General features: G+C 70.4%; 9 protein-coding genes. 4 read left to right on the forward strand and 5 right to left on the reverse strand.

Going from position 1 to position 11,710, the window contains the following annotated elements:
* Positions 1 to 232 precede the first annotated feature (232 nt).
* Genes AC2EAQ_RS18730 through AC2EAQ_RS18750 form a run of 5 tightly spaced genes read right to left on the reverse strand, consistent with a single transcriptional unit; the run spans position 233 to position 5,883 of the window.
* A complete protein-coding gene (locus AC2EAQ_RS18730) occupies positions 233 to 781 on the reverse strand; it encodes a phosphonate degradation HD-domain oxygenase (protein ID WP_484645966.1) in 549 nt (182 codons plus the stop codon).
* On the reverse strand, positions 778 to 2,442 hold the full coding sequence (locus AC2EAQ_RS18735; RefSeq protein WP_484645958.1) for a Na/Pi cotransporter family protein: 1,665 nt from the start codon (positions 2,440 to 2,442) through the stop codon (positions 778 to 780). Before AC2EAQ_RS18735 ends, AC2EAQ_RS18730 begins: the two co-directional genes overlap by 4 nt.
* A 19-nt stretch (positions 2,443 to 2,461) precedes the next feature.
* The gene (gene phnY / locus AC2EAQ_RS18740; protein ID WP_484645959.1) at positions 2,462 to 3,889 is read right to left on the reverse strand and encodes a phosphonoacetaldehyde dehydrogenase; all 1,428 of its coding nucleotides are present in this window, start codon (positions 3,887 to 3,889) and stop codon (positions 2,462 to 2,464) included.
* Complete coding sequence (phnA, locus tag AC2EAQ_RS18745) at positions 3,879 to 5,123, reverse strand: phosphonoacetate hydrolase (RefSeq protein WP_484645960.1); 1,245 nt, start codon at positions 5,121 to 5,123, stop codon at positions 3,879 to 3,881. The genes phnY and phnA overlap by 11 nt, the downstream gene beginning before the upstream one ends.
* The gene (locus AC2EAQ_RS18750; protein ID WP_484645961.1) at positions 5,089 to 5,883 is read right to left on the reverse strand and encodes a phosphonate utilization associated transcriptional regulator; all 795 of its coding nucleotides are present in this window, start codon (positions 5,881 to 5,883) and stop codon (positions 5,089 to 5,091) included. Before AC2EAQ_RS18750 ends, phnA begins: the two co-directional genes overlap by 35 nt.
* Before the next feature lie 189 nt (positions 5,884 to 6,072).
* Between AC2EAQ_RS18750 and AC2EAQ_RS18755 the strand changes: the two genes are divergently transcribed.
* From AC2EAQ_RS18755 to AC2EAQ_RS18770, 4 genes are all read left to right on the forward strand, one after another.
* Positions 6,073 to 7,107 (forward strand): putative 2-aminoethylphosphonate ABC transporter substrate-binding protein, encoded by a 1,035-nt coding sequence (locus AC2EAQ_RS18755; protein ID WP_484645962.1) that lies wholly within the window; start codon positions 6,073 to 6,075, stop codon positions 7,105 to 7,107.
* Positions 7,108 to 7,216: 109 nt separating this feature from the next.
* A complete protein-coding gene (locus AC2EAQ_RS18760; protein ID WP_484645963.1) occupies positions 7,217 to 8,281 on the forward strand; it encodes a putative 2-aminoethylphosphonate ABC transporter ATP-binding protein in 1,065 nt (354 codons plus the stop codon).
* Positions 8,282 to 8,570: 289 nt separating this feature from the next.
* Positions 8,571 to 10,286, forward strand: a complete 1,716-nt coding sequence (locus AC2EAQ_RS18765) for a putative 2-aminoethylphosphonate ABC transporter permease subunit (protein WP_484645964.1) — start codon at positions 8,571 to 8,573, stop codon at positions 10,284 to 10,286.
* A gap of 10 nt (positions 10,287 to 10,296) precedes the next feature.
* The gene (locus AC2EAQ_RS18770) at positions 10,297 to 11,415 is read left to right on the forward strand and encodes a 2-aminoethylphosphonate--pyruvate transaminase (RefSeq protein ID WP_484645965.1); all 1,119 of its coding nucleotides are present in this window, start codon (positions 10,297 to 10,299) and stop codon (positions 11,413 to 11,415) included.
* Positions 11,416 to 11,710 lie beyond the last annotated feature (295 nt).

Here is an 11,710-nt window from a genome sequence, read left to right on the forward strand (position 1 = left end):
GACCGGGGGTCGGGGTGCCGCGGGCGCAGGCCCCATTCGCGGTCGCCAAGGCGTTGGAGGGATTGCAAGGTGTTGATGCCACCGGTGCGGCACGGGGCAACGGTCGCCCGCGAGCGTGGGCCGGAGAACGCGGTGCCCCGACCCCCGGTCCCGCAGCGGCCAAGGAACGCCCGCACTCCCGCACCGCAGCGTCCTTTACACGCCAGCGCCACGCGACGCGACGCCGGACCCGTCATGCCAAAGCGATGCGGCGCGCGCGGTCGAGGTAGTGGGCCAGGGGCGGCGTCGTGGCGTCCGCCGACTTGGCCAGGTCGTCCCAGATGCGCACGCGCACCGCGTCGGTGGCGCCGGCATGGGCGATGAAGGCGGCGGCCTGGGCGGTGTCGAAGGTGCCGCCCTGGAGCACCAGGCTGCGCTTGGAGTCTTCCGACAGCGCGTCGTGGTAGCCGGGCCGCGTGGCGCACAGGTAGCGCTTGGCGTCCACGTGCAGGCCGATCGCGCCCAGCACGCGCGGCGAGAACAGGCCCTTGAGGTGCGGCAGCGCCACGTGCTGGTGGCGGTCGTCGATGCCGCGCAGCGTGGGCGACTCGCCCAGGTCCTGCGTCAGGTGGCCCAGGTCGTGCAGCAGCGCGGCGGTGACCAGCTCGTCGTCGGCGCCTTCGGCCTCGGCCAGCGCGGCGCACTGCAGCGCGTGCTGCAGCTGCGTGACCGGCTCGCCGGCATATTGCTCGCCGCCGCGGCGCTCGAACAGGGTGGCGATGTCGGACAGGGTCAGCATCAGGATTCGTCCACGTTGGCGAGCTGCGACTTGCGCAGGCGCGTCTGCGCCAGCGCGCCGTGCGACTCGAGGATCGGGTAGGCGATCGAGCACAGGTGCGAGTTGATGCGCTTCAGCTCGCTGATCAGGTCCAGGTGCAGCGAGCTGGTCTCGATGCTCTGGGCGGTGTTGTCCTGCAGCCGCGCGATGTGGTTGGCCGCGTACTCGTGTTCCAGGTCGCGGAAGCGCGCCTTCTCCTCGAGCAGCTTCTGCGCGTCGCGCACGTGGCCGTCGAGGAACACGCTCATCGCCAGCCGCAGGTTGGCCAGCAGCCGCTCGTGCAGATGGCAGATCTCGGCCATGCCGGCGTCGGAGAAGCTGCGGTTCTTGCGGATCTTCTTGTCTTCCACGTCCTGCAGCACGCGCTCGATGATGTCGCCCACCTGCTCCATGTTGATGGTGAAGGACAGCACGTCGCCCCAGCGCCGGCCCTCGCGCTCGGACAGCGACTCGCGCGAGATCTGCGTCAGGTAGAACTTGATCGCCGAGTACAGCTCGTCGACCGTGTCGTCCTTGCGCCGCAGCGCCTCGGCCAGCTCCAGGTCGTTGCGCCGGATCACGTCGACCACGCCGCGCAGCATGGTCTCCACCACGTCGGCCTGGTGCAGCGCCTCGCGCGCCGCGCAGCTGATGGCCAGCGACGGCGTGGCCAGGGCCACCGGGTCCAGGTGGCGCGGCCGGTCATTGCCCGCAGTGCGAGGAGGCTCCGGAAGCCAACGCTCGACCCATCGTCCCACCGTGTCCGTCACGCCGACGAAGGTCAGTGCGAGTGCCAGGTTGAACAGGAGGTGGAAGACCACCACCTGCTGGTGCACCTCGCCCAACTCCTGCTGGAGCCAAGGCAGCACCCACGGCAGCAGCGGTATCGCGATCACCGCGCCGGTGGCCTTGAAGATCAGGTTGCCCAGCGGCAGGCGGCGTGCCTGCGGCGCCGCGTTGGCCGTGGCCAGCAGCGCCAGCACGCCGCTGCCGATGTTGGCGCCGAGCACGAGGCCCAGCGCCACCGACACCGGGATCAGGCCCGACGTGGCCAGCGTGGCGGTGAGCAGCACGATGGCGAGGCTGGAATACGACAGCACCGTCAGCACCGCGCCGACCACGATGTCCAGCAGCACCTCGTTGGGCAGCGCCACCAGCAGCGCGCGCACCGCGGGCGACTCGGTCAGCGGCCGCGTGGCGCCCACGATGAGCTGCAACGCCAGGGTGATGAGCCCGAGGCCGATCAGCACGCGGCCGATGCGGCCGGCGGTGCGGTCCTGGCGCGAGATGAACATCACCACGCCGACGAAGATCAGCGTCGGCGACAGCCACGACAGGTCGAACGAGTACACCACCGCCATCAGCGCGGTGCCCACGTCGGCGCCCAGCATCACCGCCAGCGCGGCGCCGGTGGCCACCAGCCCCTTGCCGGCGAACGACGCCAGGATCAGGCAGGTGGCGGTGCTCGACTGCACGAGGCTCGTCACGCCCAGGCCGGCCAGCAGCGCCGAGAAGCGGTTGGCGAAGCTCTTGCCGAGCACGGTTCGCAGGTTCTCGCCGAACACGCGCAGCATGCCGGTGCGCACGATGTGCGTGCCCCACACCAGCAGGGCGATGGCGGCCAGGAGGTTCAGCAGATGGAGCATCGGGGTCCGGGTTCGGGCGTCAGGCCCAGGGCAGGCTGTAGGTCTTGAGGTTGGTGAAGCTCTTGATCGCTTCCTGCACGCCTTCCTTGTATCCCAGGCCGGAGTCCTTGATGCCGCCGAAGGGGGTGAGTTCGAGCCGATATCCGGGAACTTCGCGCACGTTCACCGTGCCCACCTGCAGCTCGGCCACGAAGCGCATCACGTGGTCGAGCCGGTTGGTGCACACCGCCGACGACAGGCCGAAGGCCGTGCCGTTGCTGATGGCGATGGCCTCGTCGATCGAGCCGAAGGTGATGATCGGCGAGACCGGACCGAAGGTTTCCTCGCGCACCACGGTCATGTCGGGCCGCACGCGGTCGATCACCGTGGGCGGGTACAGCGCGCCCTCGCGCCGGTGCCCGGCCAGCAGCCGCGCGCCCTGCGCCACCGCCTCGTCCACACGCTGCTCGAACAGCCTGGCCGCGGCCTCGTCGATCACGGTGCCCATCTCGAGCTTGGGGTCGGACGGGTCGCCACAGCTCCAGGCGCGGGTCTTGTCCACCACGAGGTCGGTGAAGCGCTGCGCCACCTTCTCGTGCACCAGCATGCGCTTGACCGCGGTGCAGCGCTGGCCGGAGTTCTTGTACGAGCCCTGCACCGCCAGCGACGAGGCCTCGTCGAGGTCGGCGTCGTCCATCACGATGATCGGGTCGTTGCCGCCGAGTTCGAGCACGGTGCGGCGGTAGCCGGCCTTGGACGCGATGTACTTGCCGATGGCCACGCCGCCGGTGAAGGTGACGAGGTCCACGCGCGGGTTGGTGAGCAGCTCGTCGGCGATCTCGCGCGGGTCGCCGGTCAGCACCGACAGCATCTCCGGCGGCAGGCCGGCCTCGTACAGCAGGTCGGCGAAGGCCAGCGCCGACAGCGGCACCTTCTCCGACGGCTTGAGCACCATGCGGTTGTTGCTCGCCACGCTGGGCACCACCTTGTGCGCCACCTGGTTCATCGGGTGGTTGAACGGCGTGATGGCGCTGATGACGCCCAGCAGCGGCTCGCGCAGCGTGTGCACGCGGCGGCGCCGGCCGTGCGGCGTGATGTCGCAGGCAAAGCTCTGGCCGTCGTCGCGCAGCGCCTCGGTGGCGCCGAACATCAGCACGTCGGCCACGCGGCCGGTCTCGTACAGGCAGTCCTTGACGCCCAGGCCCGACTCGCTGCCGATCAGCGCCGCGTACTGCGCCGCGCGCTCGCGCACCAGCGCCGCGGCGCGGTTGAGGATGCCCGCGCGTTCGGCACGCGACAGCTTCGGCCGGCAGGCGTGGGCGATCTCGAAGGCCTCGCGCACCTGCGCCAGGCTGGCCTTGGGCACCGTGCCCACCAGATCGCGCGTGAACGGGTTGCGCACCTCGATCACGCGCCCGTCCGGCGCGGCGACCTTCTGGCCGGCGATGCGCAGCGACTCAGCGCGCATGGTTGAGCGCCAGGTCGAAGGCGTCGAAGTTGCGCCAGCGGCGCTGGGTGTCGATGCCGGCGATGGCGCGGTTGACGATCAGCGGCACGCGCTGCTCGCTGATGCCGCCGTGCGAGCGCAGCGGCGCGTCGAGCCCCGACAGGTCGTGCCGCGACGCCGCGCTGCCCAGCACCGTGCTGCGCTCGGACACCACCACGAGGTCGCCGATGCGGTCGGCCGGCAGCTCGAACGCCTCGGCCGCCTGCGCGCGCGTCCACACGCCCTCGATGCCGCGCAGCGCGGCCAGGCGCGCCGCGGTGGCCGCCGCGTCCACGCCGGCGGGCAGGTACACGGTGGCGAAGGAGCCGAGCGCGCCGTGGTGCACCACGTAGGGGTCGGTGATCGGCAGGATCACACGCGCGGCGGCGGCGCCGAGCCAGCCGTCGAGCAGGTCCTGCAGGTAGATCACGTCGGGCTGCGCGTCCATGCGCACCTTGGAGTTCATGCCGTGGTCGGCGGTGAGCGCGATCACGCAGCCCATGGCGTCGAGCTCGCCGAGGTGGCTGTCCATCATGGCGTAGAAGTCGTTGGCCACCGCGTCGCCCGGCGCATGCTTGTGCTGGATGTAGTCGGTGGTGGACAGGTACATCACGTCGGGCCGGCGCTGCTTCATCAGCGCCACGCCGGCGGCGAAGACGAACTCCGACAGCTCGGCCGAGTACACGTCGGGCACCGGGCGGCCCACCAGCGCCAGCACGCCGTCGACCCCATGCTCGGCCACCGTGCACGCGTCGGCCTTCTCGGAGCTGAAGCACAGGCTGCGCGAGAGGCTCATGCCGTGGCCGAGCAGGCGGCGCAGCTTGTCCTTGGCGGTGATCACCGCGCAGGAGCGGCCGGCCTCGGCCAGCGCCGCCAGCAGCGTGGGCGCGCGCAGCCACTTCGGGTCGTTCATCATCACCTCGGTGCCCGAGGCGGTGTCGTACAGGAAATTGCCGCAGATGCCGTGCACCGACGGCGGCACGCCGGTCACGATCGACAGGTTGTTCGGGTTGGTGAACGACGGCACCACGCAGTCGGCCACCAGCGCGGTGCCCTGGGCCAGCGTGCGCTTCAGCCAGGGCGCGCGGCCGCTGGCCACGGCCTGGGCGATGTAGTCGGGCTCGCAGCCGTCGACGCAGACGACGACGACGGGCGCGGCGCCCGCTTCGGGCAGGCGGTAGCTACGCCCGTTGACGGACAGGGTTGGCGCGGCCATGGGCGGCGGTTTCCTTTTCGGCAGTCGGTTGATGACGGCGCACGTGGTTGGTCACCGTGCGATCCTTGCTTTCCATGACGTGGTCGAACATCGCGCGGCCCGCCGCCTCGGCGTCGCCGGCGGCGATGGCCTTGACGATGGTGCGGTGCTCGCCGGCGGAGATCGGCATCAGCCAGCCGTCGGCCAGGTTCAGGCGGCGGAACAGGCTCAGTTCCTTGATCAGCTTGCGGTAGATGGCCGACAGCTTGCGGTTGCCCGCCATCTCCACCAGGCGCTCGTGGAACTGCAGGTTCAGCAGGTGGTAGCCGCGCGCGTCCTCGGCCTTCACCGCGCGCTCCATCGCGTCGACCATCGCGCGCACTTCCTTCAGTTGCGCCGGGGTGATGGTCTCGGCCAGGCGCCGGCCCACCAGTTCCTCCATCGCCGCGCGCAGGTCGAAGATCTCCACCGCCTCGTCGATCGGGATGTCGCGCACGAACACGCCGCGGTTCTTCTCGGTGCGCACGAGGCCCGCCTCCTCGAGCATGCGGAAGGCCTCGCGCAGCGGCCCGCGCGACACGCCCAGCTGCGTGGCCAGCGCCATCTCGGTGAGCTTGGCGCCCGGCGCCAGCTCGCCCGACAGGATCATGCGTTCGAGCTCGCCCTGCACCACGCTGGCCAGCGAGCTGGTCTGCAGCAGCGCGATGGTGGACTGGGCGACCGCCGCGGTGGCGGCGCCGGGCGGCGTCGCGGGCGCGGCCGCACCGATCAGGGTTTTCATGCACGCCATTGGAGCGCCGGCCGGCTGGATTGTCAACAATCGACAAACTACCGTTGACATCTGTCACCGGCCCATGCACGATGCCCCGCAGTCCCGCCCGCCGGCGGCCGCGTCGTCATCATGCGGTCATCGAAGGGCGCGCACGATCGCCGGTTTGTCGTCACTCACCCGCTCTTGGAGGAGCACCGCATGAGCATCCACCGCCTTTCGATCGTCGCCGGCCTCGGCCTGGCGCTGGCCGCCGGCAGCGCGCTGGCCCAGAAGACCACGCTGACCGTCTACACCGCCCTGGAGACCGACCAGCTCAAGGCCTACCAGGAGGGCTTCAACAAGGTCGAGCCCAACATCGAGATCAAGTGGGTGCGCGACTCCACCGGCGTGATCACCGCCAAGCTGCTGGCCGAGAAGGCCAACCCGCAGGCCGACGCGATCATGGGCGTGGCCGCGTCGAGCCTGGCGTTGCTGGACAAGAACGGCATGCTCGAGCCGTACAAGCCGCTGAACTTCGACGCGCTGATGAGCCAGTACGTCGACAAGAAGAACCCGCCGGCCTGGTTCGGCATGGACGTGTGGGGCGCCACGGTGTGCTTCAACACCGTCGAGGCGCAGAAGCGCGGCATCCCCAAGCCCGAGACCTGGAAGGACCTGACCAAGCCCGTCTACAAGGGCCAGGTCGTGATGCCCAACCCGGCCTCGTCGGGCACCGGCTTCTTCGACGTGACCGCCTGGCTCACGCTCTGGGGCGACGACAACGGCAAGGGCGGCGGCTGGAAGTACATGGACGCGCTGCACGAGAACATCGCGCAGTACACGCACAGCGGCTCCAAGCCCTGCAACATGGCCGCCGCCGGCGAGTTCGTCGTGGGCATCAGCTTCGAGTACCGCGCCAACGCCAACAAGGCCAAGGGCGCGCCGATCGACCTGGTGTTCCCGAAGGAAGGCCTGGGCTGGGACCTGGAGGCGTTCGCCATCCACAAGGGCACCAAGAAGCTCGAGGCCGCCAAGAAGCTGGCCGACTGGGCGTCGAGCAAGGACGCGATGATCCTGTACGGCAAGAACTTCGCGATCACCGCGCAGCCCGGCGTCGCCGCCCCGCTGCCCAACGTGCCGAAGGACTACGAGTCGCGCCTCGTGAAGATGGACTTCGCCGTCACCGCCGCCAACCGCGAGCGCGTGCTGGCCGAGTGGAAGAAGCGCTACGACGGCAAGACAGAGAAGAGGTAACCCCCCGAGGCGGCCACAGGCCGCCACCCCCCAAGGGGGGGCACGCCAGCGGGCCGGCGGAGCCGGACCCGCGGCGTCTGCTGGACTGGCGTGATGGACTGCCGTGGCCGTGACTGAACCCTACCTGCGCCTTTCGGGCATCCGCAAGACCTTCGGGGCCTTCACGGCGCTCGGGGGCATCGACCTCGACATCCACAAGGGCGAGTTCGTCTGCTTCCTCGGCCCCTCGGGCTGCGGCAAGACGACGCTGCTGCGCATCATCGCGGGGCTGGAGGTGCAGACCGCCGGCCGCATCGAGCAGGCCGGGCGCGACATCTCCACGCTGCCGCCGGCCGAGCGCGACTACGGCATCGTGTTCCAGTCCTACGCGCTGTTCCCCAACCTCACGGTGGCGCAGAACGTGGCCTATGGCCTGGTGAACCGCCGCACACCGCGCGCCGAGGTGGACGCGCGGGTGAAGGAGCTGGTGGCGCTGGTGGGCCTGCCGGGCAGCGAGGGCAAGGTGCCCGCGCAGCTGTCGGGCGGCCAGCAGCAGCGCATCGCGCTGGCTCGCGCGCTGGCCACCAAGCCGGGGCTGCTGCTGCTGGACGAGCCGCTGTCGGCGCTGGACGCGATCGTGCGCGTGCACCTGCGCTCGGAAATCCGCAGCCTGCAGCGCAAGCTCGGCGTCACCACCATCATGGTCACGCACGATCAGGAGGAGGCGCTGTCGGTGGCCGACCGCATCGTGGTGATGAACGCCGGTGCGATCGAGCAGGTGGGCACGCCGATGGAGGTCTACCGCGAGCCGGCCACGCCCTTCGTGGCCGACTTCGTCGGCCGCGTCAACGTGCTGCCGGCGCGCCTGGAACCCGCCGGCCTGCGCGTGGGCCCGCGCCTGTACGACTGCGCGCTCGACGCCACCGCCACCGCGGGCGCCGACGTGCGCGTGTACCTGCGTCCGGAAGACGTGCTGGCCCGGCCCATCGCGCCCGGCGACAGCAACGTGTTCGAGGCCGAGATCGACAAGATCGAGTTCCTGGGCTCGTACTGCCTCGTGCGCGTGAAGAGCCCCGATCTCGGCGAGCACCGCCTCACGGTGTACCTGTCGCTCAACTTCCTGGCCGAGCACGGCCTCGAGGTCGGCGGCCGCCTGCCGCTGCGGCTGCTGCCGGAGCGGATGAGGGTGTTCTGATGCTCGCGCCGGACGCAGCCTGCGTTCGCTCTTCTCTTTGCGAATGGCGTCGCGTCGCGCCGCGGTGGGAGGCGCCGAGGAGCGCAGGGTTTCCGGCCGCGCGCGTCAGCGCGCTTCGTGAACTGACTCGCGGCGGCTGTCCGAGCGCAGCGAACGAAGTGAGCGAAGCGAGTTCGGCCGCGGTCCGGAAGCCCGAGCACCGCAGGGCAGTCGGCGCGAAGCGCCGACCGGCTCCGTCGCAGGCCCGGCGCAGCCCGGCCGCCCCTGGGCCGCGCCACCGCCCGCAGTCATGACCGCATCGACCGCATCGGCCGCCCTCGCCGCGCCCGTCAAGCAGCGCGCCCACTGGACCGACCACATCGCCAGCGCCGCCATCGCCGTGGTGGCGATCGGGCTGCTGGCGTTCCTGGCGGCGCCGCTGGCCGCGATCCTGCTGCAGTCGCTGGAAGACGCCGAGGGCCGCTTCGTCGGGCTGGCCAACTTCGTCTCGTATGCGCAGTCGCCCGCGCTGCTGCAGTCGCTGTGGAACAGCGTGTGGGTGTCGGCGCTGGTCACCGTGGTGACGGTGCCGCTGGCCTTCGTGTTCGCCTATGCGCTGGCGCGCAGCTGCATGCCCGCCAAGGGCTTCTTCCGCACGCTCACGCTGGTACCGCTGCTGGCGCCGTCGCTGCTGTCGGCCATTTCGCTGATCTACTGGTTCGGCAACCAGGGCGTGCTCAAGGGCCTGATGCAGGCGCTGGGCATCGACCAGATCTACGGCGCGCCGGGCATCGTGCTGGCCGAGATCTTCTCCGTGTTCCCGCATGCGCTGATGATCCTGGTGACCGCGCTCACGCTGTCCGACGCGCGGCTGTACGAGGCGGCCGACGCGATGGGCACCACGCGCTGGCGCAAGTTCGTCACCATCACGCTGCCGGGCGCCAAGTACGGCCTGATCTCGGCCACGCTGGTCACCTTCACGCTGGTGGTCACCGACTTCGGCATCCCCAAGGTGATCGGCGGCAACTTCAACGTGCTGGCCACCGACGTGTTCAAGCTCGTCATCGGTCAGCAGGACTTCCAGCGCGGCGCCGTCGTGGCCCTGCTGCTGCTGGCGCCGGCGGTGCTCACGTTTGCGGTGGACCACTGGGTCAGCCGCAAGCAGACGGCCATGCTCACCGCCCGCGCGGTGCCCTACGTGGCCAAGCCCTCGCGCGGGCGCGACATGGCGCTGCTGGCGTTCTGCAGCGTGGTGGCGCTGGCGCTGCTGGCCATGCTGGGCATGGCGCTGTTTGCCAGCGTCGCCAGCTTCTGGCCCTACAACCTCGCGCCCAGCCTGCGCCACTACACGATGGGCCTGGTGGACGCCGAGGTCGGCGTGGCCTTCGTCAACAGCCTGAAGATGGCCGCGGGCACGGCGCTGTTCGGCACCGCGCTGGTGTTCACCGGGGCCTATCTGATCGAGAAGACGCGGGCGCCGGGGCCGCTGCGCACGCTGGTGCGCCTGCTGGCGATGCTGCCGATGGCGGTGCCGGGCCTGGTGCTGGGCCTGGGCTACATCTTCTTCTTCAACGCGCCGACCAACCCGCTGAACGGCCTGTACCAGACCATCGCGCTGCTCACCGCCTGCACCATCGTCCACTTCTACACCACCGGCCATCTCACCGCGGTGACCGCGCTGAAGTCGCTCGACGCCGAGTTCGAAGCGGTGTCGGCGTCGCTGAAGGTGCCGTTCTACAAGACCTTCTGGCGCGTCACGCTGCCCATCTGCACGCCCGCGCTGGTGGACATCGCGCGCTACTTCTTCATCAACGCGCTCACCACCATCTCGGCGGTGGTGTTCCTGTATTCCCCCGAGACCAAGGTGGCGTCGATCGCCATCCTGAACCTCGACGAGGCCGGCGAGATGGGCGCTGCCGCCGCGATGGCGGTGCTGATCGCCGCCGCCAACACCGTGGCCACGCTGCTGTTCATGGCGCTCGGCGCCTGGGTCGGCCGGCGCACGCAGGCCTGGAAGAAACCTTGAGGCACACACGATGGACCGCGACCGCATCCTCCTGACCCCCGGCCCCCTGACGACCACGCTGCGCACCAAGCTGGCGATGCTGCGCGACTGGGGCAGCTGGGACTCGGAATTCAACGCCATCACCGCCCGCGTGCGCTCGCGGCTGCTGGACGTGATCCACGGCCAGGACACCCACGTGGTGGTGCCGCTGCAGGGCAGCGGCACGTTCAGCGTGGAAGCCTCGGTGGCCACCGTCACCCCGCGCGACGCGCACCTGCTGGTGCCCGACAACGGCGCCTACTGCAAGCGCGCGGCCAAGCTGGCGCAGCTGATGGGCCGCAAGGTGACGCTGCTGCCCGTGGCCGAGGACCGCCCCATCGCCGCCGCCGACGTGGAGGCGCGGCTTGCAGCCGACGCCTCGATCACGCACGTGGTGCTGATCCACTGCGAAACCGGCACCGGCGTCGAGAACCCGCTGGCCGAGGTGGCCGCGGTGTGCGAGAAGCGCGGCAAGGGCCTCATCGTCGACGCGATGTCGAGCTTCGCCGCGCTGCCGATCGACGCGCGCAAGGTGCGCTTCGATGCCCTCATCGCCGCCAGCGGCAAGTGCCTGGAAGGCGTGCCCGGCATGGGCTTCGTGTTCATCCGCAAGGCGGTGCTCGACGGCTGCGCCGGCCACAGCCACAGCCTCGCGATGGACCTGCACGACCAGCACCAGTACATGGAAAAGACCGGCCAGTGGCGCTTTACGCCGCCCACGCATGTGGTGGCCGCGCTGGACGAGGCCATGACGCAGTTCGTGGAGGAAGGCGGCCAACCCGCCCGCCTGGCGCGCTACACCGAGAACTACCGCACCCTGGTGGGCGGCATGGCGCGCCTGGGCTTCAAGCCCTTCCTGGCACCCGCGGTGCAGGCGCCGATCATCGTCACCTTCCACGCTCCGGCCGACGCGCGCTACGAGTTCAAGCGCTTCTACGACGGCGCCAAGGCGCGTGGCTTCATCCTCTATCCCGGCAAGCTGACGCAGGTGGAAACCTTCCGCGTCGGCTGCATCGGCGCCATCGGCCCCAACGAGATGCGCCAGGCGGTGGACGCGGTGGCCGACACGCTGGCCGAGATGGGCATCGCCAGCGGGGCGCCCGCGCTTTGAGGTCGGGCTTGTCGATGGGGTGTTGTCTTTGGACGGCCGGCGTGCCTGCGCCGCTGCGGCAGCGCGGGGGCGGCACCTGCGTTCTCCGGCCCACGCTCGCGGGCGACCACCGAGGACTGCGCCCGTTGCCTCATCAACGCCGGGTCTTCGTGCTGCCGCCTTGGCGACCGCGAATGGGGCCTGCGCCCGCAGGTACCGCCCCCACACTGCAACGACCCCAGCAGACTGCCCGGGGGCACGCCACGTGGGTGGAACGGGCGGGGGGCGCGGGTTCGCGGGCGCAGGCCCCATTCGC

It is taken from the genome of Aquabacterium sp. T101 (assembly GCF_057219775.1).

Excerpts from the sequence above, each read along its gene's own strand:
- AC2EAQ_RS18735 (WP_484645958.1), bottom strand. The coding sequence starts at position 2,442 with ATGCTCCATCTGCTGAACCTCCTGGCCGCCATCGCCCTGCTGGTGTGG.
- phnY (WP_484645959.1), bottom strand. The coding sequence starts at position 3,889 with ATGCGCGCTGAGTCGCTGCGCATCGCCGGCCAGAAGGTCGCCGCGCCG.
- phnA (WP_484645960.1), bottom strand. The coding sequence starts at position 5,123 with ATGGCCGCGCCAACCCTGTCCGTCAACGGGCGTAGCTACCGCCTGCCC.
- AC2EAQ_RS18750 (WP_484645961.1), bottom strand. The coding sequence starts at position 5,883 with ATGAAAACCCTGATCGGTGCGGCCGCGCCCGCGACGCCGCCCGGCGCC.
- AC2EAQ_RS18755 (WP_484645962.1), top strand. The coding sequence starts at position 6,073 with ATGAGCATCCACCGCCTTTCGATCGTCGCCGGCCTCGGCCTGGCGCTG.
- AC2EAQ_RS18765 (WP_484645964.1), top strand. The coding sequence starts at position 8,571 with ATGACCGCATCGACCGCATCGGCCGCCCTCGCCGCGCCCGTCAAGCAG.
- AC2EAQ_RS18770 (WP_484645965.1), top strand. The coding sequence starts at position 10,297 with ATGGACCGCGACCGCATCCTCCTGACCCCCGGCCCCCTGACGACCACG.